Annotated in this window: 19 protein-coding genes; 7 read left to right on the top strand and 12 right to left on the bottom strand. The window is 43.6% G+C overall.

Annotation, left to right across the window (positions count from 1 at the left end; all coding sequences use genetic code 11):
- The first annotated feature begins 5 nt into the window (after positions 1 to 5).
- Both panP and L4C38_RS18350 read left to right on the top strand, forming a co-directional pair.
- Entirely contained in the window at positions 6 to 1655 is a 1650-nt protein-coding gene (panP, locus tag L4C38_RS18355; protein WP_428799002.1) for a pyridoxal-dependent aspartate 1-decarboxylase PanP, read from the top strand.
- Between the two features lie 284 nt (positions 1656 to 1939).
- Entirely contained in the window at positions 1940 to 2794 is an 855-nt protein-coding gene (locus L4C38_RS18350) for a MurR/RpiR family transcriptional regulator (RefSeq protein ID WP_428799001.1), read from the top strand.
- A gap of 39 nt (positions 2795 to 2833) precedes the next feature.
- Here L4C38_RS18350 and L4C38_RS18345 read toward each other — a convergent pair whose 3' ends face one another.
- From L4C38_RS18345 to L4C38_RS18320, 6 genes are all read right to left on the bottom strand, one after another.
- Entirely contained in the window at positions 2834 to 4084 is a 1251-nt protein-coding gene (locus L4C38_RS18345; protein ID WP_428799000.1) for an iron-containing alcohol dehydrogenase, read from the bottom strand.
- Positions 4085 to 4629: 545 nt separating this feature from the next.
- Positions 4630 to 5064, bottom strand: coding sequence for a GNAT family N-acetyltransferase (locus tag L4C38_RS18340; protein WP_428798999.1), 435 nt, complete (start codon positions 5062 to 5064; stop codon positions 4630 to 4632).
- A gap of 258 nt (positions 5065 to 5322) precedes the next feature.
- Positions 5323 to 6588, bottom strand: coding sequence for an MFS transporter (locus L4C38_RS18335; protein WP_428798998.1), 1266 nt, complete (start codon positions 6586 to 6588; stop codon positions 5323 to 5325).
- Between the two features lie 3 nt (positions 6589 to 6591).
- Positions 6592 to 8373, bottom strand: a complete 1782-nt coding sequence (locus L4C38_RS18330) for an ABC transporter ATP-binding protein (protein WP_428798997.1) — start codon at positions 8371 to 8373, stop codon at positions 6592 to 6594.
- A 3-nt stretch (positions 8374 to 8376) separates the two neighbouring features.
- Positions 8377 to 10191 carry an ABC transporter ATP-binding protein gene (locus tag L4C38_RS18325; protein WP_428798996.1) on the bottom strand — a complete coding sequence of 605 codons (1815 nt, stop codon included), beginning with the start codon at positions 10189 to 10191 and terminating at the stop codon, positions 8377 to 8379.
- A gap of 84 nt (positions 10192 to 10275) precedes the next feature.
- Positions 10276 to 12315, bottom strand: coding sequence for a TonB-dependent receptor (locus L4C38_RS18320; protein ID WP_428798995.1), 2040 nt, complete (start codon positions 12313 to 12315; stop codon positions 10276 to 10278).
- A gap of 277 nt (positions 12316 to 12592) precedes the next feature.
- Here L4C38_RS18320 and L4C38_RS18315 point away from each other — a divergent pair, with 277 nt between their 5' ends.
- The 3 genes from L4C38_RS18315 to L4C38_RS18305 all read left to right on the top strand — a co-directional run bounded on the left by L4C38_RS18315 (position 12593) and on the right by L4C38_RS18305 (position 15718).
- Positions 12593 to 13252: a TetR/AcrR family transcriptional regulator gene (locus L4C38_RS18315; RefSeq protein ID WP_428798994.1), complete on the top strand. Its 660-nt coding sequence runs from the start codon at positions 12593 to 12595 to the stop codon at positions 13250 to 13252.
- Between the two features lie 306 nt (positions 13253 to 13558).
- Positions 13559 to 13822 (top strand): GrxA family glutaredoxin, encoded by a 264-nt coding sequence (locus L4C38_RS18310; RefSeq protein ID WP_428798993.1) that lies wholly within the window; start codon positions 13559 to 13561, stop codon positions 13820 to 13822.
- 213 nt (positions 13823 to 14035) lie between these two features.
- Positions 14036 to 15718 (top strand): aspartate:alanine antiporter, encoded by a 1683-nt coding sequence (locus L4C38_RS18305; protein WP_428798992.1) that lies wholly within the window; start codon positions 14036 to 14038, stop codon positions 15716 to 15718.
- 95 nt (positions 15719 to 15813) lie between these two features.
- Here the strand turns inward: L4C38_RS18305 and metE are convergent, their stop codons facing one another.
- Positions 15814 to 18102, bottom strand: coding sequence for a 5-methyltetrahydropteroyltriglutamate--homocysteine S-methyltransferase (gene metE, locus L4C38_RS18300; RefSeq protein ID WP_428798991.1), 2289 nt, complete (start codon positions 18100 to 18102; stop codon positions 15814 to 15816).
- Positions 18103 to 18346: 244 nt separating this feature from the next.
- Here metE and metR point away from each other — a divergent pair, with 244 nt between their 5' ends.
- Positions 18347 to 19258 (top strand): HTH-type transcriptional regulator MetR, encoded by a 912-nt coding sequence (metR, locus tag L4C38_RS18295; protein WP_428798990.1) that lies wholly within the window; start codon positions 18347 to 18349, stop codon positions 19256 to 19258.
- Positions 19259 to 19311: 53 nt separating this feature from the next.
- Here the strand turns inward: metR and L4C38_RS18290 are convergent, their stop codons facing one another.
- The 3 genes from L4C38_RS18290 to L4C38_RS18280 form a co-directional block, all read right to left on the bottom strand.
- Positions 19312 to 19512, bottom strand: a complete 201-nt coding sequence (locus L4C38_RS18290; RefSeq protein ID WP_428798989.1) for a DUF4250 domain-containing protein — start codon at positions 19510 to 19512, stop codon at positions 19312 to 19314.
- 82 nt (positions 19513 to 19594) lie between these two features.
- Entirely contained in the window at positions 19595 to 20281 is a 687-nt protein-coding gene (locus L4C38_RS18285; RefSeq protein WP_428798988.1) for a hypothetical protein, read from the bottom strand.
- A 148-nt stretch (positions 20282 to 20429) separates the two neighbouring features.
- The gene (locus tag L4C38_RS18280; protein WP_428798987.1) at positions 20430 to 22886 is read right to left on the bottom strand and encodes a sensor domain-containing phosphodiesterase; all 2457 of its coding nucleotides are present in this window, start codon (positions 22884 to 22886) and stop codon (positions 20430 to 20432) included.
- A 263-nt stretch (positions 22887 to 23149) separates the two neighbouring features.
- Between L4C38_RS18280 and L4C38_RS18275 the strand changes: the two genes are divergently transcribed.
- Complete coding sequence (locus L4C38_RS18275) at positions 23150 to 25489, top strand: YgiQ family radical SAM protein (RefSeq protein WP_428798986.1); 2340 nt, start codon at positions 23150 to 23152, stop codon at positions 25487 to 25489.
- An 81-nt stretch (positions 25490 to 25570) separates the two neighbouring features.
- Here the strand turns inward: L4C38_RS18275 and L4C38_RS18270 are convergent, their stop codons facing one another.
- Both L4C38_RS18270 and L4C38_RS18265 read right to left on the bottom strand, forming a co-directional pair.
- Positions 25571 to 26146, bottom strand: a complete 576-nt coding sequence (locus tag L4C38_RS18270; protein WP_428798985.1) for an HdeD family acid-resistance protein — start codon at positions 26144 to 26146, stop codon at positions 25571 to 25573.
- A 197-nt stretch (positions 26147 to 26343) separates the two neighbouring features.
- The coding region (locus L4C38_RS18265) for an IS3 family transposase (protein ID WP_428796791.1) at positions 26344 to 26608 on the bottom strand (265 nt) is incomplete at its 5' end.

Raw genomic sequence — 26608 nt, 5'->3', positions numbered from 1 at the left:
ATTGCATGGTATCGGAACAAAAAACGGCCGACGCTAGTTTCGAGAGTTTACTCCGAATCTTTACCGTCCCAGAAGGCCCAGACTCAACACTAACTCAAATCGAAGCTGAATTGTCGCGCAACTTAAATAAGTTTTTGCGTGAGCATATCGTCGCGGAAGAAAAACCTCTAAGAGAAATTGAAAAAGACTTCTCTTCGCCTGTTATACCTGAGCAACCAGAGTTTGTTTCCGACCACACCCAGCATTTGCTTGAAACGCTAGTTGCACACTCAGTGCATACTTCTGCACCAAGCTTTATTGGACATATGACCTCAGCACTCCCTTATTTTTTGATGCCGCTTTCTAAGATCATGATCGCGCTCAACCAAAATTTGGTGAAAATCGAGACATCTAAAGCATTTACGCCACTTGAGCGCCAAGTGCTCGGCATGCTACACCGCCTTATTTATACTCAAGATGACAACTTCTATAGCCAGTGGATGCATAGCGCCAACCACTCTCTAGGTGCATTTTGTTCAGGCGGCACAATTGCGAATATTACCGCTCTTTGGGTAGCGCGCAATAACGCCCTTCGCCCACAAAACGGCTTCCGTGGTGTTGAGAAAGAAGGGCTATTCAGAGCCATGAAGCATTATGGCTACGAAGGTATGGCAATTCTTGTTTCTGAACGTGGTCACTACTCACTGAAGAAAGCAGCAGACGTATTAGGTTTAGGTCAAGACGGCTTAGTCGCAGTTGAAACAGACAGCAATAACCGTATTTGCCCTGAAAGCCTTAAGAGCAAGATTCAAGAACTAAAAGCAAAAAGTATTAAACCTTTTGCTGTGATCGGTGTTGCCGGAACGACTGAGACAGGCAACATTGACCCACTTGCTGATATAGCGGCTATTTGTCAGCAAGAGAACTGCCATTTTCACGTCGATGCGGCATGGGGTGGTGCGACCTTAATGTCAAACAATCACCGTCATTTACTCAATGGCATCGAATTGGCTGACTCTGTAACTATTGATGCACACAAGCAGCTGTATATCCCTATGGGTGCTGGCATGGTGCTATTTAAAGACCCTGCTGCGATGAAATCAATAGAGCACCACGCTCAATACATTTTACGCAAAGGTTCAAAAGACCTCGGCAGCCATACATTAGAAGGTTCTCGCTCAGGTATGGCAATGTTGGTGTATGCCGCAATGCATATTATCAGTCGACCAGGCTATGAGTTGCTGATTGATCAAAGTATTAAGAAAGCGGCTTACTTCGCCGATTTAATCAAACAGCAGATTGATTTTGAGTTAGTTTCAGAGCCTGAACTATGCCTACTCACTTATCGTTATGTGCCAGCAAAAGTGCGTAAAGCTAATGCAGTGGCCTCACAAGATCAACTTGCTGAAATGAACAAACTACTCAATGACCTCACTAAGTTTGTGCAAAAACGCCAGCGTGAAAATGGTCGTTCATTTGTTTCACGGACACGACTCAATCCTGAACAGGTGAATGGTCTGAATACCATTGTTTTCCGAGTGGTGCTCGCTAATCCATTATCAAGCTGCGAAATTTTACAGAGCGTATTGGAAGAACAGCGCGAAATCGCACAGACGGGTGCTCAAAGTCTATTAACAAAAATTGATCAAGTTGCAGACAAAATATTGGCAAACTGAAATTTTCTTTCTTTTTTAATGTAATTTGTTATCAATAGCAGTTATATTCACGACAGAACACGTGATAATAGATATAAATTTTGTAGTTTTCACAAAATTTTGTTTGATGCCTGTCATATTCTAGCCAATTGGTCTGTATAAAAATTACTGTAATACTTAAGGTTAGGTTTATACTGGTCCAACGGCGCTATCGAGCGTTTCTTGTTCGTAAAACACTTAATTGTAACGATTGAGACGACAAGACGCTCGTTGAGCAAGTTGTTCTCTATACCCTTGTGAACACTATGAATACATTAGAAAAAATCCAGAAAAACCTAGAAAATTTCAGTAAGTCCGAACGTAAGGTCGCGGAAGTGATCATGGCGTCGCCACAAACTGCTATTCATTCTAGCATTGCTACATTAGCCAAGATGGCTGATGTAAGTGAGCCTACTGTAAACCGTTTTTGTCGTCGCTTGGACACCAAAGGTTTCCCAGATTTTAAACTGCACCTTGCGCAGAGCCTTGCTAACGGAACACCTTACGTCAATCGTAATGTCGAAGAAGATGATGGTCCTGATGCATACAGCCATAAGATTTTTGAATCAACCATGGCGTGTTTGGATGTAGCTAAAAACAGCTTAGATCCAATGCAAGTAAACCGTGCTGTAGATTTGCTTACCCAAGCAAAACGTATTTCGTTCTTTGGTTTGGGCGCGTCTTCTGCTGTAGCAAAAGATGCACAAAACAAATTTATTCGCTTTAATATTCCAATTACCTGTTTTGAAGATATCGTGATGCAGCGTATGAGTTGTATTAACAGCTCAGACAATGATGTTATCGTACTGATTTCTCATACTGGTCGAACTAAGAGTCAGGTCGAAATTGCTCACTTAGCACGTGAAAACGGCGCGACAGTAATCGCAATTACAGCTAAAGATTCGCCACTAGATAAAGCCAGTTCTTTGACCATATCACTTGATGTGCCAGAAGATACCGACGTATACATGCCTATGGCAAGTCGCGTTGTACAAATGACTGTTATCGATGTATTAGCTACTGGCTTTACGCTACGTCGCGGTACTGGTTTCCGTGAAAACCTCAGACGAGTAAAAGACGCGCTGAAAGATTCACGCTACGATAAACTGTCACACTTTTAAAAAGAGGCCATGCGGCCTCTTTCTTACGCTTAGTGGTTATCATGTTTGGTGAAAGGCTGAAAGCCCACTTTGGTCTGATTGCGACACCAGTGATACTTGAGTTTGCTTATCAAAAGTTGGCTCTTTCTCGCAACTACCGTCACACTGGCATACCTGCTGCAAAATAAACATCAACCTCTCTTTGGTCAATGGTAATGGATTTCCCTTAATCGCCACCGATTTGAGTGCGTCATCAGCCACTTTCTCAAACGATGTTTTACATACCCCAAATTCACTTAAGTCCGGCAATTTAAGCTGACTAAGCATCATATTGACCCATAACACTGCATCATCAAGAGAAGCATTGGTTCGTCCCGTCAACAAATGTGCCATTTTTCTATATCTTCCAAGGACATCTGCCCTGCCCGCTATTTTGGCAGCTCGAATGTTTTCTAGCATTACATAGGGCGCTAATCTAGCTGTAATCACGCTATGAGGCGCTGCCAGTTTCCCACCTAAAGCCGATGCTAAACCATGGGCAGCCCCAAGCTTGGCATTGGTTATCGCCATTCCGCCAAGCATTGCAGCAAAAGACAAGTCACCGCGTGCGCTCAAGTCATCTTCTAAGCAACCTGCAAGTACCGAACGACTCAATCGGCGTAACCCTTCTTCACAAATCATATCGGTGATTGGATTGGGCTCACCGCACACGTAAGCTTCCATTAAATGAGTGAAGGCGTCCATGGCGCCACGCCCTGAGGTATAAGCATCGGTAGCATAGGTTAATGTCGGATCGACAATCGCAACATCTGCCAGCATATCTGGGCTGCGCAAACTCACTTTGACTTTATCTTGTCCAGAGCGCAAAACCGCATTTCGTGTCACTTCAGAACCAGTACTTGCCGTGGTTGGAATGGCTATAAAAGGGATAGGCTTCGTCTTTAACGGAACGTTACGACCGACAATTTCAACATAATCGTAAACATCACCTTGGTTTGGAATAATCGCGGCAAGCGCTTTACCCATGTCGATAACACTACCACCTCCTATCGCGATGACCATATCAGGTTTAAATTTGCGACCATTTAACGCCGTTTCTTCCACCATGGTAATATTGGGTTCACCGGAAATTGCGACGTGTTGATAACGCATACCTTGCATCTTGATGTATTGGAGAATCGGCGAAGCACGTTGAATGTTTTTACCCGACACCAACAACACACTGTAGCCAAACTGGTTAATTACGGAGAGAGAGGATTGAAGCGCACCTTCACCAAAGATTATGCGCGTGGAGGTCATGAATTGGAACATACACCAAACTCCAGAATGAAATTAAATCAAATAAATTCAGTGCGCTATATTAATTAACTTGATTTAATACCATCAATGGCGACTAAGTGGTGATACTTTCAAAATCTATCCTCAGTAATCATAGCAACACACCCTCACCTTCTTGTTCCTTGTTTCAAATCATTTTGTTTTGATTTTAGTCAGTTCCATTAGTTGATATTTGAGTAGGAGCACGTTTAGCTGTATATTTTATGAAGCATGAACAATGTTAACTTTGAAGACATGCCATATCTAATAAATCCTCCCCGCCTAAAGGTCACACTAAAATTATTGCCGCTGAGTTAAGTTTATCAAGTGTGATCGACGGTGAAGTTCGGTCTATTTTACTCAAATAGACACTTCAAGATGCAGGTAGGCGGCAAGTAAGAACGTTCCCTGAGTATAGGTGAACTATATGATTGGGTCGTACGAACACAGCCAACACAGCTACGACTTCAAGTATGACGGGTATAACTTTTTGGCTCAAGCAAACTCAAGTAGAGACCACATAGGTTACCTCATCATAGCTAACTATATTCCATCATCCAGCGCGCCTGACCTGGTCCAAAATAATCAGCATCTTCGGCAATTTTAATAAACCCTAATGATTGATATAAGCCTAGCGCAGCTTGATTATCAGGATCAACGGTAAGTCGAACACGTCCGTAAGTCTGCTGCTTAAGTAGGTAAGAAAGCAAGTTGCGTCCGATACCTTGACCTTGCACTTCCGGTGAAACCGCCACGGAAAGAATCCAACCTATATCAGGTGTTTCACTTTGGGCGAGGATCAAGAAAGCTTGCATCTTATGGTCTTTAAAACCAGCAAAGCACCCTTTCGGCCAACAATCATATGCTTGGCGGAAAAAGAAATCAGGAAGAGCATGAGAACCAAAGCAGTACTGCTCCAGCTGTGCCATCATGGCAAATTCATGTTGTTCAATTGAGCGGTAGATTACAGTCATATTAATAGGCATGTTAGTTGGTTAGCATTTGGACATCATCGAATTAGTCTATAAATTGTTGCGATCACTTGACCCAATACGATTCAAGTATTTTCAGTATGTTAACAGGACTCACGTTTCAAATAAATCCAATGATTAGAAGGATATGCTTTCCAGATCACGTATTAAATATCTAGGCTATTTAGATAGAGAGCCTTGCGATAGCAAGACCCATGGATAGAGCGTAGAGATAGGTGTGAAACCAAGCAACGCACAAACTTACAACGGCTCTGCGCTAAGAGGCTGCTTAGTATTCACTGCAAAACCTCTATAGCAGTAACAGAGATAAAGGGCGATCAAGCAGGCGAAACCAATCATAGCGCCAGCGATAAACGCAGAACCATAACCTAATACGCCAGCGATTGAGGTGGCAATAGATGAAAACACAATCTCACCAAAAGTTTGTGTACTTTGAAATACCGAGATATTGATCCCCGGCTGATTACTTGATTTGGAAAACCTCATACTATAGGTATAAACCGCCACTGCGACTAACCCCATACTGACGCCAACAACAAAGGTCGCGATCCACACTAAGTGAACGGGTAGCTCAGAAGATTGGGTAATGCTAAACCAGATCAAACCGCCACTAATCACACCAGACAAACCAATACTTAACGCCCGCTTAAACGTCAAATAACTGATGACTATCCCACCTAAAAGACATCCGAGTAACATTGACATTAAATGACCAATGCCCGTGACTAAGCCAACGTCACTCAAACTCCAACCTCTATCAATCAATACAAATTTGATAATCGCTAAGATAATCACACCGTTTATGGTCGCCAATGAACACATAACTAAGACTGGCGTCGAATTTGGGGTAGCAAAGAATTTCTTTAGCGATGCCGAGTGAGACACGTGCCCTTTTGACGCAGATTCACGCCAAAGTGTTATTGGCAACATGGCCACCAAAACCAACGCAGCCAATATCCAGCAGGTAACTTGATAGCCTAAGTGCTCAAACAGCCCAGTAGAAAGTGGCCCTGCAACCATAAGTCCAATCAACACCCCACTCATTTGAATGGTATTGGTTACGCCCAAAGATTCAGTGTGGCTATTTTCTGCCGCGAATGCGTCAGTAGCAATATCTTGGGTCGCACCAGCAAATGACATGCACGCAAGTATCGCGGCAATAATGGGGAGATTGGTGGCGCTCACTTCAACCGACGAAAGTAACATAATCGTGACGACGATAACCAGTTGCATTGGTAGGATCCAGCTTCGGCGCTTGCCTAACTTTGCGCTCCAATGATTTTCAACCACCGAACTCCAAAAGCATTTTAACGCCCAGAACAGACCAACAATTTGAACCATCGCGATTTGCTCTAGTGCCACTCCCGTTGTGCGTAAGAGGGCTGGAATGCCATAGAAGGTAAGCCCAATCGGTATACCCTGCACAAAATAGAGACAAGCCAAGGTGAACATCAATTTAGGTGCCACTTTACTGCTCGCCAAACTACGCTTAGTTGCAATCTCCATTTATCACACTCCTTCAGCGTCGTTAACCGATTGATGAGAATTAGTAAGCCGCCAGCTTTGTGCCTGCTGTTGAAGTTGCCACAGCTCATAGTAGATGCCTTCTAGGCGCAACAATTGCTGATGATTGCCTTGTTCAACAATCTTGCCCTGCTCCAAGACAACAACATTATCGGCAAATTGAACGGTAGAAAGCTTATGTGCAATGACCAGCACAGTCTTACCTTCAATCAATGTTTGCATTGCGAGTTGAATGTCTCGTTCGTTCTCAGGGTCAAGAGAAGCAGTCGCTTCATCGAGTATCACCACTGGTGCGTTTTTAAGCAGTGCGCGCGCTATAGTAAGACGTTGCTTTTCACCGCCAGAAAGGTGGACTCCTTGCGCCCCAACTAGGGTTTGCAAACTATCTTCCATCGCTTCAACTCGGGTTTTAAGCTTGGCTTTGTCTAGCGCTTGCCACAGCTCGTCATCGCTGGCATTGGGCGCCGCGACGCGCAGATTATTCGCTATGGTATCACTAAACAGATAGCTGCTTTGAAACACCACGCTGACATACTTTAGCCAGTGCTCAACCTCTAAACTGGCCAAATTAATCTTATTCGCCCCCTGCCCCAGCCAAATGTTCCCGCTCTCAATATTCCAAAATCGAGCCACCAGCGAAGCGATGGTGGATTTGCCCGAGCCCGATGACCCAACCAAAGCCGTTACCTTGCCTTGAGGAATCGTAAGATCGAGTGACTGGAATAGCACGGCGCTAGGCTCGTAATTAAAGCACACCTTGTCAAAAGAGATGGTCAAATCCGTTAATTGAGGCCGCTCTCCGCCGCTCTCCATTACTGGTCGTGACATTAGATCCTCTATCCGGTTGACGGCGAGCTTCATATAGTTCAACTCCGCCATAAACATCGACATATTAAGCAACGGGCGGAAAAAGCGCATTGCTGCGATCAAAAACAGCAACACTTCGGCAAGTGTTATTGACTGCTCAAGCCAGAAGAAGGTCAACGTGACTAACACCACTAAAAAACCGCACTCTACCAATAGATTAAAACTATAGACCGGCCACGCAGCGGCACGCTCCGCTGGCATAGATTTCTGCCGAGTCTCTTCCAAGATCCCGTCCAAACGTTTAAACATTTTGCCCGTTATAGAATGGGCTTTTAGCTCCTTTATACCATCCATATACTCTAGTAAGGTGTCATTGAGATTGTACATCAGTCGCTGCATATAGCTCTGCCACTTGCGTGCGTATGCTGATGTTAAAACATAGGCGAGCAGAGCAAGGGGTAAGGTAGAGAGCATCGCAGCCCCCATGCGCCAATCTTTGAGCGTTAAACCTACAGCAAAGAAGACCAGTACAGAGGCTGTGGCGATGATCGGCGCATATAAATGGGTGAAGATATGCTCGACTCTATCAACGTCTTTAAGCAGCGTGTTATTGACGCCACCAAAGTCGGACTTTTGGAAAAAGCCCATTGGCATTTGACGTAAATGTTCACCAAGCCTTTCACGAACAGTGCGCCCGGCATTAAAACCTATTAAATTGATATTGACATGAATAGCTCGCGCTAACATCGCTCTAAAAACAATCATCGCAACACATACCAAACATAAGAACAGTTGGTAGTTAAGACTAGGAGTCGACGAAAGCATGTCGAGCAAAATATAGTAAACAAAGCCAAATGGTGCAGAAGCTAAAAATGCGTCGACAACCGTCAAAAATGTAATGCTGGCCAAGCCTTTTACTCGACCACCAGTAAGACGTTTCAAAGTTTGAATCGGTAACATAACTTACACCTCGGCTGTCACTTGAGATCTTAAATGCGCTTGCTCTGCAAGCGGTTCAGAATCGGCTGATAAGTGCCAATTTTTGCTGTGTAAGTGCGCCTGCCACATGTTTCTATATACGCTGCAATATGTCAGCAATTGTTGATGCGTGCCTTCTGCCACTTTGCTGCCTTGATCCATCACGACAATCTTATTCACTTCAGTCAGCGTATTTAACCTATGGGCTATCACCAGTACTGTTTTTCCGAGCATCAACTTGGACAATGCTTGTTGGATCCTCACTTCATTGCGCGCATCCGCGTAAGCCGTGGCTTCATCCAAAATCAGAATCGGCGCATCTTTGGCTATAGCTCTTGCAATCGCTAATCTCTGTGCCTGCCCACCGCTCAAACTCCCCTGCTTAATTAGGGTTTGGTATCCATCGGCAAGTTGCATGATAAATTCATGGGCGCAAGCAGCTTTCGCTGCCTGTTCGATCTCTTGCTGCGTGAGCTTGCTATTACCCATGAGAATATTATCGGCGACGGTTTGCTCAAAGATAAAAACGTCCTGAAACACAAAGCTCACTTGAGACATCAGTTGACTCAGCGGGAACTTGTTCAGCTCAATGCCACCGATACGAATAGCGCCAGATTGATAGTCGAAAAAACGCGGAATCATTTGCGCAGCGGTGGTTTTACCGGCTCCAGACGGACCAACAATCGCTGTAATTTGCCCGGTCTCTGCCTTAAATGTGAGCTGCTTTAAAATCGCATGTTGGTGATCAATTGCGTAATCAACACGATCAAATTCGACGTCCGTCGATGTCACTTCTTGCCACGCTTCGCCCTCTGACTGCGCCTCTTTAGCAATAAAACTATTTATCGACTCTACTGCTTTAAGCATTTCACTGAACATGCCGCCAAATTGAATCAGGTTAAACAGTGGTTCCATCAAGCCAGCACCCAGCAGCAAAAAGATAAATAAGGTGGCGATATCAAGTGATTGATTTGCAACCAACAACGCCCCCACAGGAAGTAAACACACCAGCCCAGTATCGAGAGACACTTTAAATAGCGACGCGGGTGTTTGTGTTTCCAACAGCCACTGTTTAACTAAGTTATGGTGGTCATCCACAGCCTTTCGATATTTCGAGTGAGAGCTGACGGTCATATTAAACGCTTTGACCACTGCGATGGATTTAACAAAATCAACCACGGTAATATGTAGCTGAGCTAAAACTCGATGGTACTCCTCCACACGCTGATTAAAGCCAGAAAACATTTTAAGTTGCAGTACGATAGCGATCGGTAAAGGGATTAATACACAAAGCGCCAAGCGCCAATCGATAAACAGTAAAACAAGGGTGGTTATAATAGGCGTAATAATACTTGCTGCCATATCTGGCATATGATGTGCGATAAATGTTTCAAGCCGCTCGACATCATCTGCGATTATTTTTTTTAAACTAGCAGAAGCCAGTTTATTGCTTTCGCCTAACGTTAATTTCCCTACGCTAGACACCAACTGACGTCGAACATCAAATAACAATTGGAAAGCCGCTTTGTGGGACAGTAGTCCTGAGAACAGTTGTAGGACCAACTTGGCAATAAGCGCTGCGCCAGCCAAGCCAATGTAGTACCAAACATCCGTTTGCAGATTAATTGTATTGGAAATAAAACCATCGACGAGCATATAAACCGCGATATATGGCACAACGGACAGCGAGGAATATAAAACAGCTAAAATCATAGAGGCTATCAGTCGTTTTTTTTGTCCACTTACCAGTTGAAATAACCAATAAATCGGCGAGTCGTTTTGCTTAGGTTTACTTTCCATTTCCAATACCTATCTAAACTAAAGTATCCAAAATGGCCACCTGCATCGCTGGTGGCCATATATCACTGAGACACTAATAAGAAATTACCAATTGATATTCGCGGTGATACCTACAGTCATAGGATCGCCCGAACGTCCGTACCAAGACTGGAAAGCTGGCATATTAAACGCACGGGTGATGTACTCTTCATCAGCCAAGTTTTTCGCCCATAACGTCAAATCAAATATGTCATTGGAGTAGCCAGCACGCAGGTTAAGCACACCATATGCGTCTTGCTCGACCTTGTTCTCTACATCAAAATAGGTGTCTCCGGTTACGTTATAGTCCAGATACACAAAGTAGTTTTCTAGGAAGGTATAATTGACACCGACACTGTAGTTATATCTTGGTGCGTTGCTTGGTGTATTGCCGGAAAAATCCAAGTTGCCGTGCTGATAGTCTTTAAACTCACTATCAGTAAAGGCACCATTTGCAAATAATCTCATACCAGGTAATGCGTACCATGAAATTTCAGCCTCTACGCCACGGCTGACAGTATCTGCCACATTTTCCACGTAGGTATTTGGGTATTGTCCCACTTCAACCTGCTGGTCTCTCCAGTCCACCCAGAATAGTGCGGTGTTAAATACTAAGTGCTGGTCGAGCCATTCACTCTTCATACCAATTTCATAGTTCATGGTATATTCTGGGTCGAACTCTGCGTATTGCTCTGCTGGGGCTGTGAGGTAGTAACCGCCACTCTTATATCCACGCGACGCCGAAGCGTAAAGCATTGCATCATCAGACACATGATAGTTAAGGCCTAGTTTAGGTAAGATTTCAGAGTGTGATTTGTCTTTTAAATACTTTTCATTATCGAATCCCATAAAGGTACTGTGGTAATCGTACTCGATATCTTCATAGTCGAAGCGCAAACCAGCGATAAACTCTAGATTGTCGGTTAAATCGTACGCAATATTGGCAAAGGCCGCATAGTTATGAATATCACTATCAGCATCGATAACAAATACTGAACCACTCATATTGTTTTCGACACCATTAGTGATCGATTCTGCTTGCAAATAAACGCCAGCTAACCAACGGAAATTTCGATCTTGTTTTGAAACCAAGCGAAATTCTTGTGCCAACTTTTTCTGCTCAGTATCAAGAGCGAGTGAGTGACTGATCCCTATAAGACTCGAATCATTGAAATCAAGATCGTTATATTCATCTTTTTTCTCATAGGTATAAGAAGTTAACGAAACGAAATCGACGCTAGAGCCTTCATAAGCTGCGTTGATCGCACCAGAATACAAATCCACCTCAGAGTGACCGATTGTTTCCGAGTACACTTTGTGAGGGTCTTCTTTAAGATTGTCGAATGACGCAATAGACGTATTACCGTTGCGAATTCTTGTCGCTGCTAGTGTGGCAGTAATATCCCATTGACTATCAGAGGGAGCACGACGTAGCTTGATTCGACCATTTAAGTTATCAACCTCATCCACATCATCTTGTCGAGTTTTAGCATGTGTGTAGTAACCATCACTGTCGGTAAACTCAACAGCCGTTCGATAAGCCCAAGTATCACTATCGCCAATCGCGCCGCCAGAAATAATCTTCCCACCTCTGCGATTGTAGTCGCCTATAGTTATGCCAATTTCGCCCTCAGTGACAAAATCTGCTGGATTGGTAACCACATTGATAACGCCTGAAGAGGCATTGCGACCATAAAGCGTGCCTTGCGGACCTCTCAGAACCTCGACTCGCTCTACATCAAGGAGCTGGTTGTCAAAGGTGTAGTAAGCCACGCCATCAACTAATACTTGAACGGTTTGACCGCCCATAAATGGCGATACACCACGAATTGATATAAAGCTCGCACCCGAAGGGTTACCAGCATTAACCATAAAGACATTTGGAGTTCGGCTAATCAACTCTTCGACATCTTCAGTACCACTTTTCTTAAGCTCATCGCCGGAAAACGTCGTGGTTGAAATGGCAATATCCTGCTCATCTTGGGTTACTTTCTGAGCCGTAATGACCATAGTCTCTACCTGAGATTCACTATCTTGGGCAAAACTGTTTCCTGTGGCGAGAATTAAACTAACTGCCAACGCTAATTTTGAATGGGTAAAACGCATAATATCCCTACCTAACAACTAATCTACTGCATAAAAGAGGGTTTGAACGACTGAAAAAACTGTCTTAAAAGTAATTTTGCAACACACTGTAGCGAAAGTGTTTTTGAAAATCAATCTCATTATCAATATGCTGATAGGAGTTCATTTGAATGGATGCTATTGAATATCTTGAACTTGGATTGACAGACAAGTAACCTCAATCAACCAAATTCAATTGGACAGTAATCGTTCCCTACCCAACCGAATAAGTTAAAATTGATAAAAAATAAGGATAGGAATGCCCCACTACTCAGAAGCAAAACTTGGACGTCCTGCGAAACTTAGTTATGAGGAAATTGCAGATATAGCGTTAGCAACCGGTATCAATAAGGTCACAATCAAAGGGTTAGCAGAAGCACTAAACATCGACCGGACGACCCTTTATCGATACGTTAAAAACAAAGATGATGTGTTGTTGCTGGCGGTTTCTAGAGCCCTGAACGAATTGGACCTCCGTTATCAGGGAGACGATTGGCAGGAGTGCTTACGCTTTGTCGCAACTCAACTTTGGAATTTGTTTGCCCAATATCCGGGGCTGGCAAATGTTTGTCGTTCAATGAACCAAGCGCCAGAAGCTAGCATCAACGCTTTCGCTATTGCTTGTCGTCAACTCGACAGTTTTGGCTTTTCGACGGAATCTTCTGCGCTCATCATTAATAGCATTATTGATATGACCACCGATTGCGCGTCTTCATGGCAAGAACTTGCTAAAGCGAAAGGAGCTGGAATGTCATCCCTTGAGCATCGTTATCATACGTGGGAGCAAATGAGTGATATAGAAAACTCACCCCATGTCAGTTATGTAATGAATGCGATGGCCGGCGATTTAACCCTGTGGTGGGATCAAAAACTGGATTTACTTATCGCTGGCGCATCTGTTTACCGAGAGAAGAGTTGATGTTTTAGCTTCGATGAAAACACCTAATCGACAGGTGAATATGTCCAGCTTAATTAGCAGGAGCTTTTCCTTAGTCGTACGAAAACTGAGGCAGTAATCATTGCCTTGTGACAAGGAAAACAATTTGACCAAGCACGCCTCAAGCAATTATTTGCATACAATTTGTACTTTCGAGAATTTGACCGATTGTTTTGCTTACTTTTCTAGCGATAGCTTTTCCCTATTGAATCGAGAGCTAATTGCCACTTTATTTTCGCCAAGCTTTGCGGCATAGTGGCAGCTATAAAATTTAAGGAGAAAGATTCTATGTTCGTAGTTATTTTCGGTCGCCCAGCATGCCCATTTTGTGTTCGTGCTAAAGAGCACGCAGAAACACTCAAAGCAAAACGTGACGATTTCAACTACCGCTATGTTGATATCCAAGCAGAAGGCATCTCTAAAGCTGATCTAGAGAAAACGGTTGGTAAACCTGTTGAAACCGTTCCACAGATCTTCATCGATCAAGATCATATCGGTGGCTGTGACGAGTTCGAAGCATACGCAAAAGAGAATCTTGGTCTGTTTGACTAAACTACTCGCTTCTTCTTACGAGAAAACCGCTGCTTACAGCGGTTTTTTTATGCCTCTCATTTAGTGACCACCTTCTCATTAGCCTACTATTTTTGTTGATAAAAATATTAATATTTTCTGCTTCTTTTGCCATTATTCAGTTACAATTTGCCTAACTTAACCTCTTACTCTGAATACTGAGTATTTGACTGGTATTGATACAAGAACTGCCCTGTGAATATTGACGTCATACTATTGCTTAAACAAAACCCTATCCTCCTCATCTTTGTGGTATTAGCCATCGGTCTTGCCATTGGTAAAATTCGTTTTGGTAACTTACAACTGGGTAACTCGATAGGTGTACTGATTACCGCCTTGGTAATGGGTCACATTGGATTCACCTTCAACCCAGACGCGTTAACTATCGGCTTCATGCTCTTCATCTATTGTGTTGGTATTGAGGCTGGTCCGAACTTTTTCGGTATTTTCTTCCGCGATGGTAAGCACTATTTTATTTTGAGCTTGATCGTTCTCGCAACGGCTTTGTTCATCACTCATTTTGGTAGCCAGATGATGGGGCTCGATTTTGGTTTAGCTGCAGGTATGATGGCCGGTGCCCTAACCTCAACCCCGGTGCTAGTTGGCGCTCAAGATGCTCTCAATTCAGGGTTAGCGACCGTACCACACAACATGAACTTTGGGTTGGTACTCGAAAACTTATCGGTTGGTTATGCCATGGCATACTTGATTGGATTAATCAGCATGATCATGTTCGCCAAACTGCTACCCAATCTGCAAAAAGAAAACTTGTCTGACTCTGCGCAAAAAATCGCTCAGGAACGTGGACTTGGTAGCTCGGGGCAACGTAAAGTTTATCTGCCAATTATTAGAGCTTATCGGGTAGGTCCTGAATTGGTTGCTTGGACCGATGGTAAAAACTTGCGTGAACTCGGTATCTACCGCCAAACCGGTTGTTATATTGAACGTATTCGTCGCGGCGGCATCTTAGCCCACCCAGATGGTGATGCGATTTTGCAAGAAGGCGATGAAATCGCGTTGGTTGGTTTCCCCGATAGTCATGCTCGTCTTGACCCTAGCTTCCGTAATGGCAAAGAAGTATTTGACCGCAACTTACTTGATTTACGTATCGTCGAAGAAGAAATTGTGGTGAAGAGTGATTCTATCGCCGGCAAGCGCCTTTCGGATCTCAACCTTTCTGAGTACGGTTGTTTCTTAAACCGTGTGGTACGTGCTCAAATAGAAATGCCAATGGATCTCGATATCGTGCTGGCAAAAGGTGACATACTGCAAGTAAGTGGTGAGAAGAGCCGAGTACACGGTTTGGCCGAGAAAATTGGTTTCATCTCAATTCATAGCCAAATGGCCGACTTATTGGCATTTTGTAGTTTCTTCATTCTCGGCATTATGTTTGGGTTAATCACCATGACATTTGGTCAAGTCTCGTTTGGCTTAGGCAACGCGGTTGGTCTGTTGCTATCGGGTATTATGCTGGGCTTTTTGCGCGCAAATCACCCCACTTTTGGTTATGTACCGCAAGGCGCATTGAACATGGTTAAAGACTTAGGTTTAATGTTCTTTATGGTAGGTATTGGTTTGAGTGCTGGTGGCAAGATGTTTGCACATCTCGCCCAAGTTGGTCCACAAGTGATTGGCTTAGCATTCTTAGTCAGCGTGGTGCCTGTGGTAATCGCTTACCTAGTAGGTGCATATGTGCTGAAAATGAACCGCGCATTGCTGTTTGGCGCTATCATCGGCGCGCGTACTTGTGGTCCGGCAATGGACATCGTAAATGAGTACGCAAAATCAACCATTCCTGCGCTTGGTTATGCCGGTACTTATGCTATCGCGAATATTTTGATGACGCTCGGCGGAACGATACTCATCATTCTCAGTTAATCAGTTCACCGTCAAGCCACCATAATGCAAAAACTCCCCACTAAACCGTGGGGAGTTTTTATTTGGATATTAACTGGTTAGGTTTTCAATCCATATTATGCATCAGCAAACTCTTTACGCAATTTCTTCGCTGCCGAAACCATATTCGCTAATGACGCTTCGGTTTCTTCCCAGTTACGTGTTTTCAAACCACAATCTGGGTTAACCCATAGTCGCTCTGCAGGGATCTTGGTTGCCGCTGTATTGACTAGACCTTCAATCCACTCCTCTGTTGGAATATTTGGCGAGTGAATATCATAAACACCCGGTCCAATTTCATTAGGGTAATTGAACTCTTCAAATGCTTTGAGCAATTCCATATTAGAGCGTGACGTTTCAATAGTAATCACATCAGCATCCAATGCGGCAACAGATTCGATGATTTCATTGAACTCTGAGTAACACATGTGTGTATGAATTTGCGTTTCTGGCTTAGCGCTTGCCGCTGATATCTTGAATGCATCCACAGCCCACTCTAGGTATGCTTTATGGTCACGCTTTTTCAGCGGCAATCCTTCACGAATAGCTGGCTCATCAATTTGAATGATGTTGATGCCCGCTTCTTGTAGATCAGCCACTTCATCTCGTAGTGCGAGTGCTAGCTGGTTCGCAATCTCTTTGCGTGTGATATCTTCACGTGGGAATGTCCAACATAGAATCGTCACAGGGCCTGTCAGCATACCTTTCATTTGCTTAGTGGTTAGTGATTGGGCATAAGTTGACCACCCAACTGTCATTGGTTTTTCACGTTCGATATCGGCAACAACAATCGCTGGTTTCACACAGCGTGAACCGTAACTCTGGACCCAACCAAATTTGGTGGTTTGGAAACCCGCTAAGTTTTCAGCAAAATATTCCACCATGTCGTTACGCTCAGCTTCACCATGCACTAATACATCAAGGTCTAGTGCTTCTTGACGCTTAACAGCATCTTCAATGTGTCCTTTCAGTGCGGTTTCGTATTCTGCTTCCGTTAACTTACCAGTACGGAAAGCACCACGTTGTAGTCGAATCTCGCTAGTTTGAGGAAATGAACCGATGGTCGTCGTTGGGAACAAAGGTAAGCCTAATACTTCGGCTTGGTGAGCTGCGCGCTCTTTATATGGCGCACTTCGCTCAACCAAAGCCTTAGTAATGCCACTTAGACGTTGTTGCACTTGTGGTTTGTTTACGTGAGTTGCACTCTTACGTGCTTGAATTGGTGCGCTGTAAGCGTCACACGCTGAAATTGCACTTTGGTCACCGTCTAGCGCTTTGCCTAGAAGTGATACTTCCGCCACTTTTTGTTTAGCGAATGCAAACCAGCTTCTCACTTCTTCGGTTAATACTGGCTCTAGTTCCAAATCGACTGGGCTATGAAGCAGTGAGCAAGAACTACCAACCCATAGGTTATCACCTAGTTTTTCTTTCACTGGTTGTAGCAACGCGAGCTGTTTAGAAAGATCCGCGCGCCATACGTTTCGACCATTGACGACACCAGCCGACAAAACCCAACCTTGAGGCAGTTTCGCAACAATACTATCAAGTTGCTCTGGTGCCGCTGAAAGGTCAACGTGTAGCCCATCAACATTAAGTTCAACAATGCGGTCTAGCGTCTCTTCAACTGAATCAAAATAAGTGGTTAATAGCACTTTTACGTCACTGCGGATCACTTGATAAGCCAATTTGAACGAATCCAACCAATTCTTATCAAGTTCAAGCCCTAGGATAGGCTCATCGATTTGTACCCACTCGACGCCTTGCTTGGCTAACTTCGCCAAAATTGCTTGATATGCAGTAAGAAGACGCGGTAACAGTGTGAGACGATCAAAACCTTCATCAACTTCTTTACCTAGGTAAAGGTAGCTTAAAGGCCCCAGCAATACTGGTTTAACATTGTGTCCAGCTTTAACCGCTTCATTCACTTCTTCAAACAGTTGTGGCCAGCTTACTTCGAATGAGTCATCTTTACTGAACTCCGGCACAATGTAATGGTAATTAGTGTTAAACCATTTCGTCATATCTGACGCTGCACTACCAGAACAACCGCAGTTAGCTTGTGATTGACCACGCCCTACACGGAACAATGTATCTAGATCTGGAAAACCATTTTGATGGCGCTTAGGTACATGCCCAAGTAAAAGTGTGGTGGTTAAAACATGATCGTACCAAGCAAAATCACCTGCTGAAACGAAGCTTAACTCCGCATCTGACTGTGTTTGCCAGTTTTTAGCACGCAGCTCGGCGCCAACTTGTTTAAGTTCTTTTTGCTCTATTTCACCACGCCAGTATTTCTCTAACGTAAATTTCAGTTCGCGTTTTTCACCGATTCGTGGATAACCCAATATATGTGTAGTCGTCGCCATTTCGCCTAATCCTTGTGCTGATTCATTTAGGTGGACAACAAAGATGTCCGGATGGCTAAAATATCGCGCTATTTTTAATTATGAACAACATCCAATTATTCAACCTGTTTATTAGAAAATTTCATGTTCTAGATTATTCGCTGTTATATGAGCTGCAAATAGAGCCGTCTAGACGTTTACAAACAAACCAATACTGGTTAGGTTAATAATATTCATACAAAGGAATGTGGGATGAAGGGAAATAATGATAGAGCTAAAACATCTACGAACGCTGACTTCACTGCGGGACACTGGTTCTCTCACTGCGACAGCGACGGCATTACATCTAACTCAGTCGGCGCTTTCTCATCAAATTAAAGATCTTGAATCACGCTTAGGTGGGCAACTGTTTCTTCGCAAGACCCGACCAGTCAGGTTCACTTCAGAGGGTGATATCTTACTGCGTTTGGCTGATGATGTTTTACCTCGCTTTGCAAATGCTCAAAATGAGTTGGCTAACTTAAAAGAAGACGTAAATGGTCGCCTACACATGGCGATTGAATGTCACTCTTGTTTTCAATGGCTAATGCCTGCGCTAAAGGAGTATCAATCCACTTGGCCAAGCGTTACTTTAGATTTCTCTTCCGGTTTTGGTTTTGAACCGCTGCCTGCACTCATGAGTGGCAAGCTCGATTTAGTCATCACCTCAGATATTCAACCTCGCTCTGAAATCCACTTTGAGCCACTGTTTGATTTTGAGATGCGTTTAATCACTGCGGTTAACCACCCACTCGCTGAAAAATCGCAGATAAAGCCAGAAGACCTTGCCGAACAAACGATGATCTCATACCCCGTGCAGAAGCAACGTCTCGATGTAGTAAAACACTTTCTTCAACCTGCTGGTGTGGAACCAGCAAAATGGAAGCAGTGCGACAATACCTTAATGTTGGTACAAATGGTTTCAGCTGGGCTTGGTGTCGCCGCCCTACCAAATTGGGCGATCAGTGAGTTTTCACGACAAGGATTAATTAGTAGTGTCGCTTTAGGCGATGGGTTATGGCGGCGCTTATTCGCTGCGACACGGAATTCAGATAAGGAAAAACGATATTTGCAGGCGTTTTTCTCCACAGCAAAACAGCAATGTAAGAGCCATTTGGTTGGCATAAAATTAGCTTAAAAAAACGCCTTTACTGAACAAATCGGTAAAGGCGTTTTTAATTTAAAGACGGTTTAACGCTGGCTCGCTTTAAACTGGTTCGTCAATGGATCGTATTGATAACCTACCGTGTCGAGCTTTGTGACAACTTGCTCAACATCCATTTCATAGCGACTAACCAATTCGTCAAAGCTATCACATTCCAAACGAAGCTTTTCGTTGACTATGCCCAGTAGAATAACGCTATCTAGGCTTCGTACATTGCTCAGATCCATATCTCCACTCCCAATCTAAGTAGACTTACTTCAAGACTAGCTCTCATTGAGTAAATTAACAGTGAAGACGATCTAAATACCGTTAACTCACTACATTGAAAATTGGTAGAGAAAACATAATCGCCGCAATCAACATCAATAAGGTAAGAGTTAGCTGAGCCTTAGTGGCAGGTTTAGTAACAAACAGAGGTATACACCAAACAATCGCAGCACCAATCATGAACGCTAGAGTGGTAAAAATTGGCATCATGATCATTTGTAATTGCGCTTCTGCTAAACCATAAACACTCAACAGTATCGTTAGGCTCGTCAACATTACAGAGACAACACCCACGATCGGCAAAATACGCTGGAACGCTTGTAATCGAGAGCGTGCAATAACCAACAAAAGCTGCGCAAAACAAGCGCCTAGCAAAAATATTTGCATCACTACGTATGCACCAGCAGCAACACTCGGCTGCTCACTAATCATAATACCTACGTATGCAAGTGCCAAACCATTGGCTAAATACAGCACCCATAGTGGTCCACGTTCACGTGTTTTTTTAGTCTGAACTTGAGAAAAGAAGTACACCAACGCCGCTGACACCATAAATGCTTGCATCTTTAGTGATGCCACAGCAAGCCACAAAAGCGCGAGTGTAGGGAGCATCTTATGAATACGACCACGCTGACCAGGGCATATCTCACCCTTCACAAGTACTAGCGTTAAAATAATCTGAGCACCCAGTAGTAACGGGGCAAATACTGCTAACAAATGCTGAACCATGGAATTTCTGTTCTGTTTTAATATAAGTGGATGCGGATAATAGCAAACTTACTATAACCAAGTAACCTCGAGATGCTTGGTTCAGCATGAATTGCTATTCAATCCTGTGTAATTTAAGCCTACAAAGTAGGTTTTCAAGCTCCCAATCTCAACTATCCGCTAGATATTTTAATACCGAATATACGTCGATAAGCCCTTTGTAATGACCATGATCATCGACCAGCAACCAAGGGAAAGGCTGACTGACCACGAGTTGCCTTACCTCTTGCAGATCGGTTAAATAGCTTAAAGTGTATCCGACCGGTTTCATCATTCGATTGACAGATTTGCTCCAGTTGCCCTGCTCTCGGCTACTTTCTAAATCAGTACCCATATTTGGCGTCATGTGCAGATTGATCCCCGAACGGTCAACAACTCCGACGCATTGCCTGTTATCAATCACTGGCAAAACATCACTCAGACTGTCTTCAAAATACTGATAAGCCAGTGAGAGTGGGTCTCCAGGGTCAAGGTGCTTTATTTGTAGATTTGCGAGTTGAATAATCGAATGACTAATTTCAGTACTGGTGCTTGAGGAAAGTTGACAATAATTATCCTGACCAAGAATTTGCTCTAATCGCTGCGGTTGAGCAACCAACTTCCCTTGAATATATTGCACTCTCAACTGAGTCACGGCTTGCAACTCTTGCTCAGACTCAACGCCTTCCGCAACCACTGCAAGCCCTAATTTGTGGCTCAATCGAATAAGAGTATCGATCAAATGATATTCACGACAATTTGGTTGTAGATTGGCAATAAACTGGCGATTGATTTTTAGCACATCTATCAAAGGATCTTTCAAGTATCCAAATGAAGCGTAACCCGTACCGAAACCGTCAACGGCAATGCTCACTCCAGCCTCTCGGAGTAATTGAATGATTTGACGATTCTTTTCCTTACCTAACAGAAACGGTAAATTGGTACATTCTATGGTCAATTTTTCAGGTGAAATGCCAGCTTTATCGAGCGCTAACGATAACTTTTTCAGCTCTTCATAAACGTTATCATCGTTAGTAAATGCACGGTTGATGGATAATCCAACTTGTTCGCCGAACTCCTGTGCCAGCAATTTAAATTCGCACAGCGCCAAACTACCCACCCTTTCATCCAAACGCGTATGCTGGTTAAGATCTTGAGCAATAGCAATGTACTCTTCCGTCTTCACCTTTTCCCCCTCTAAAGGTGGGATATGACACAATGCTTCAAATCTCTCAATTTGTTGTGTTTTGAGGTTAATAATCGGTTGAAACAATACTTCAACTTTATCGTTATCCAGTGTGTGTAGTAAATGCGCCTCTAAACGTTTTTTCCGCTCGATTTGATGGTGAATATCGCGCTCATAAAACGCCATCTTCCGCCGATCTCCCGGTTGTAGTTCTAACAATGTTTGACAAGCATGGGAAACCAAACGGCTTGGTGTTTCTGCATCAACACCAAAAATAGACACGCCTACCTTTCCCGTTTTTACTTGCGTATGTAGAACCTCTCCACCCTGTTTAAAGTATTGAAAAAACGCACCTAACGTTTTAGCGATATCGCGAATACGCTCATCTTGGCATTCCACGGCAATCGGTAATGCCGCTAGAAAACGACCGCTATCCATATAGCCACAACAGAGGGCATTGGTGTGTGTTTTTAAATACTGGGCAAACTGTCGCTTAGCCTGTATGACATTGGCACAAGAAAAATTAGGCTGCATCGCGACAACCAGAAGATTGCTTTGACTGTCTATTTTTCCACATTGCCGTTCCAAATCGACAAGAAAGCGCTCTGTTACTGGCAATTGTGTTAACAAATCGACCCCACCACAGGTGATATCTTCTACCCGTTCTAGCTGCGTCGACAGATCAGAATAAAAACCAATGTAGTAGTTTTTCCCATTACTTAAGGAGACGGACTGTATCGTGATATTCTGAGGAGACACTTCACCATTAGCACGGCGAGATAACAGCACTCCACTCCAATAACCTGCGCGGTTAAGCGCATTCCACAAGTCCTGAAAATAGCGATCATCGTGATGGGAAGAATTAAAGATGTGTGTTTTTAGCCCGACTATCTCATGCCTTAAATAGCCACTCATCGACTCAAACTTATAGTTGCAAGCCAGTATGCGGGTTTCAGCATCTGTCACAACTATCCCTTGATGTTGGTTTTCAAATATCGAATAAAATAACTCTGCCGCTTCTGTTGCTCCTGGAACAACCATACATGGTGAAATGGTCCCTTTCAGTCGCAGCTCTCCATGGCGAGAAATTGAGAGTTCAACATAAGTGAATAGAGAATTGGGGATCAACAGGCAACAATGACAATAGACCTCCTGATTAGAAGTTAAGGCTTTTCTAAAAGCGGCCTTAACTGCTTTTTTCTGTTGGCGAGGCACTAATTTTAAAAACTCTACGACGGGCAACGAATCAAATGACTGGGCAAAAAACAGTTGCTGAACATCGTGATCACAGGAAAATTCTCGCGAAACCAAGTTAATCTCCCAGTCATAGACCAGATATTTCGGCTTCTTTACTTCCGTGTTTGGCTCTGTGTCCGCCAAATGATGGATAGCATCATTCATTGTTATACTCAATCCGTTAAATACTCACAGCAGTTTAACCCAATCAAGAAAACTACAGCGTTAGAAGGGTAGCAAATCAAATAAAATTAAGTAGATGACGAAACTACCTGCATAAAAATCATACAATTACGCTCAACAAATCGCCTACACCTAAGCCAATAAACTATGATAACAAAACAACTGAGCATCTTGACATCACTTGGCTATAGATAGATGTGATTCAAGCCGCTATAATTCGCGCTCACTGGATCTAAGAGCAAAATATGTACAACAACATCACTCCAATTCACGAGCATAAAAAGTACTGGGCAGAATGCTTTGGTACTGCGCCTTTTTTACCGACTAGCCGTAAGGAAATGGATGCCCTCGGATGGGATAGTTGTGACATCATCATCGTAACGGGTGATGCGTACGTCGATCACCCAAGCTTTGGTATGGCGATTATTGGACGCTTACTTGAGTCACAAGGTTTTCGCGTCGGTATTATTGCTCAGCCAGATTGGAACACCAAAGATGCCTTTATGGCGCTGGGTAAACCAAACCTCTTTTTTGGCATCACCGCAGGTAACATGGATTCAATGATCAACCGCTACACGGCTGATAGAAAATTGCGCCATGATGATGCCTACACACCAAATAACGAAGGCGGTAAACGCCCTGACCGCGCAACTTTAGTGTATTCACAACGTTGCCGCGAAGCATATAAAGGCATACCAGTCGTACTCGGTGGCATCGAGGCCAGTTTGCGTCGTCTTGCCCATTATGATTACTGGTCAGATAAAGTTCGTCGCTCAGTATTATTTGATGCAAAAGCGGATATTTTGTTGTTTGGTAACGCCGAGCGTGCACTCATCGAGCTTGCTCATCGTCTTTCTGACGGCGAAGATATTTCAACACTAACCAATATTCGCGGCACCGCGGTTAATCTTGCCGAAGCTCCGCAAGGCTATACGGTTATCGATTCCTCACGCATTGAAAAGCCGCGAAAAGAGGCGTATGTACCAGTAAACCCTTACGCTGTTGAAGAACAATGCGAAACCAGCACTGAGAAAAAATCGGAAGCACAACCGATCACTATTCGCCCATCTCGACATGATGCAGAAACCAGTGCGATACGTTTACCTCCGTTTGAAAAGCTCAACAACGACCGTATTTTGTATGCTCATGCTAGCCGAGTCATGCACTTAGAGACCAACCCATACTCTGGTCGCGCTCTTATTCAGCGCCATGGTGACCGCGAACTATGGATAAACCAGCCGCCTATCCCGCTGACGACCGAAGAGATGGACTTTGTATTTGGTTTACCATTTGCTCGTGTACCTCATCCTATGTATGGCAAAGCGAAAATTCCTGCTTATGACATGATAAAAACCTCGGTTAACATCATGCGCGGCTGCTTTGGTGGTTGTTCATTCTGCTCGATCACTGAGCACGAAGGTCGGATTATTCAGAACCGTTCTCAAGAATCAATTTTGGGTGAGCTAGAAGAAATTCGCGATAAGGTGCCGGGCTTCACTGGCACAATTTCTGACCTTGGCGGACCAACAGCAAACATGTACCGTTTAGGCTGTAGCGATCCAAAGGCAGAAGCAAACTGTCGTCGCCCATCGTGCGTCTTCCCTGGTATTTGTAACAAACTAAATACTGACCACAAACACACCATCGATCTTTACCGTGCGGCACGCCAAGTAAAAGGTGTCAAAAAAGTAATGATTGCATCTGGTGTTCGCTATGACCTTGCGATTGAGTCACCTGAATATGTACGCGAACTCGTCACGCACCACGTTGGTGGTTACCTAAAGATTGCTCCAGAGCATACCGAAAAAGCTCCGCTCGATTTAATGATGAAACCGGGCATGGGCAGTTATGATCGCTTCAAGGAGATGTTCGAAAAATACAGCGCTGAAGCAGGTAAAAAGCAATATTTGATTCCTTACTTTATTTCCGCTCACCCGGGAGCTAAAGATGAAGATATGCTCAACCTTGCGCTTTGGCTGAAAAAGAACAACTTCGAATGTGATCAGGTACAAAACTTCTACCCATCACCGATGTGTAATGCAACTTCAATGTATTACTCAGAAACTAACCCACTGAAACGCGTTAAATACAAACAGCGCGAAGTGGTGCCAGTCGCAAAAGGGGAACGTCAACGTCGCTTGCACAAAGCACTACTTCGTTACCATGATCCAGACAATTGGCCAATTATTCGCGATGCGCTAATCGACATGGGTAAGAAATACCTCATTGGTGACAAACCAAATTGCTTAGTGCCAGAAGACGACCTTAGTGTGCAAACTCCGGCACAACGTCGTAAATCTGGTCGTCATGGTTCACAGCGTTTTGCCACTAAACACACGACTAATCAACCCGGTTTTGGTAATCAAAACCAGGCAAAACGTGGCGAGAAAGGCAAAAGTCAAAATGGTTCATCTACCACTAGCAAAGGTGGTTTTATCAAGCCTAAGCAACGTAGTAACGACCAAACGGATCAAGCGAAAAACGGCAATTCAAATGGTGCAGGTAAATCACGAACCCAGCAAGGTAACCGTGGTAGCCAGCAAAATAATAGCCAGCAAGGCAATCGCAAACCTAAACGCCGTTAATTAGTCTCGATTGAAGCTGAATTAAAAAATAGGCCCCAAAGGTTTTTCCTTTGAGGCCTATTTTTTTACCCTAACTATCTATTATTTGGCGGCATTTTTCATCTGCAATCCAAGGAAGACAAAGCTAATACCTTCAATTAATAGAGAGATACCGACAAAGGTGCCAAGTAGTGAAAGCGAGAATGATGGATCTTCTAGTAACGTAAAGAAGTAGCCTCCTATCAGCAACGAGACCAAACCACTTAAGATTACCCACGAGCTACCAGGTAACGAGCGGCTTCGGAAACCAAAGATCATGCGGGTGGCACCGTTAAACATCATCACAACGACCATCAACATTGTCATGGTGATCAAACCAGCAAATGGATTAAACAGAATAAACACGCCACCTACAATATAAAGTACAGCGCTTAACACGTACCACAATTTGTCTTTCCACGCTCGAATGCTAAACGTATGGTAAGCCTGAACAATCCCACTAAACAAAAATAGCCCACCAACAATAGTCGTGATGGTTACACCTGCAATAACAGGTAAGCTCAATGAGCCTAAACCCGCAATGGAGATGAGTACACCCACCATGGCAAACCATTTCCAGCCTTTAGATAGCAGTGTTTGAGCTGTTACTTGAGTCGTATCTTGTTGTACATCGCTCATAGTGATTTCCTACAGTTTCTATCGATCTTATGTTTACCAATCTACGCCTCTAATTAATTGCAACAATCACTTAAAGCAAAAGCATAAATTCCATTATTAGTAATTGTAGTCATTAAAAATCAGGAAAATGGAACAATACTGTAGAAAAAGAAAAAGCCGGCTGTTTTGAAGTGACCCCGTAAAGTTGGACATTTCTGTTAAGCGGCTTTCAAGGCCTGAGTTCGATATTCTATCGGAGTCAGGCCTTTTAGTTTCACTTTTATACGTTTGGTATTGTAGTACTCGATGTATTCTTTAATTTGCTCTATCAAATCATCTGCATCTTCAAAGCTTTGGTTGTGATACATCTCTGTTTTGAGTAAAGCAAAAAAGTTTTCAGCAACAGCATTATCCAAGCAGTTACCTTTTCTCGACATGCTTTGCGTTAACCCACTCTCCGCTACCTTTTTCTGGTACTGTCGA

The sequence above is a fragment of the Vibrio kasasachensis genome, assembly GCF_050337565.1.
Classification (GTDB): Bacteria; Pseudomonadota; Gammaproteobacteria; order Enterobacterales; family Vibrionaceae; genus Vibrio; species Vibrio kasasachensis.
This window is presented reverse-complemented; position numbering and strand designations above follow the sequence as displayed.

Excerpts from the sequence above, each read along its gene's own strand:
- panP (WP_428799002.1), top strand. The coding sequence starts at position 6 with ATGGTATCGGAACAAAAAACGGCCGACGCTAGTTTCGAGAGTTTACTC.
- L4C38_RS18350 (WP_428799001.1), top strand. The coding sequence starts at position 1,940 with ATGAATACATTAGAAAAAATCCAGAAAAACCTAGAAAATTTCAGTAAG.
- L4C38_RS18345 (WP_428799000.1), bottom strand. The coding sequence starts at position 4,084 with ATGTTCCAATTCATGACCTCCACGCGCATAATCTTTGGTGAAGGTGCG.
- L4C38_RS18340 (WP_428798999.1), bottom strand. The coding sequence starts at position 5,064 with ATGACTGTAATCTACCGCTCAATTGAACAACATGAATTTGCCATGATG.
- L4C38_RS18335 (WP_428798998.1), bottom strand. The coding sequence starts at position 6,588 with ATGGAGATTGCAACTAAGCGTAGTTTGGCGAGCAGTAAAGTGGCACCT.
- L4C38_RS18330 (WP_428798997.1), bottom strand. The coding sequence starts at position 8,373 with ATGTTACCGATTCAAACTTTGAAACGTCTTACTGGTGGTCGAGTAAAA.
- L4C38_RS18325 (WP_428798996.1), bottom strand. The coding sequence starts at position 10,191 with ATGGAAAGTAAACCTAAGCAAAACGACTCGCCGATTTATTGGTTATTT.
- L4C38_RS18320 (WP_428798995.1), bottom strand. The coding sequence starts at position 12,315 with ATGCGTTTTACCCATTCAAAATTAGCGTTGGCAGTTAGTTTAATTCTC.
- L4C38_RS18315 (WP_428798994.1), top strand. The coding sequence starts at position 12,593 with ATGCCCCACTACTCAGAAGCAAAACTTGGACGTCCTGCGAAACTTAGT.
- L4C38_RS18310 (WP_428798993.1), top strand. The coding sequence starts at position 13,559 with ATGTTCGTAGTTATTTTCGGTCGCCCAGCATGCCCATTTTGTGTTCGT.
- metE (WP_428798991.1), bottom strand. The coding sequence starts at position 18,102 with ATGGCGACGACTACACATATATTGGGTTATCCACGAATCGGTGAAAAA.
- metR (WP_428798990.1), top strand. The coding sequence starts at position 18,347 with ATGATAGAGCTAAAACATCTACGAACGCTGACTTCACTGCGGGACACT.
- L4C38_RS18290 (WP_428798989.1), bottom strand. The coding sequence starts at position 19,512 with ATGGATCTGAGCAATGTACGAAGCCTAGATAGCGTTATTCTACTGGGC.
- L4C38_RS18285 (WP_428798988.1), bottom strand. The coding sequence starts at position 20,281 with ATGGTTCAGCATTTGTTAGCAGTATTTGCCCCGTTACTACTGGGTGCT.
- L4C38_RS18280 (WP_428798987.1), bottom strand. The coding sequence starts at position 22,886 with ATGAATGATGCTATCCATCATTTGGCGGACACAGAGCCAAACACGGAA.
- L4C38_RS18275 (WP_428798986.1), top strand. The coding sequence starts at position 23,150 with ATGTACAACAACATCACTCCAATTCACGAGCATAAAAAGTACTGGGCA.
- L4C38_RS18270 (WP_428798985.1), bottom strand. The coding sequence starts at position 26,146 with ATGAGCGATGTACAACAAGATACGACTCAAGTAACAGCTCAAACACTG.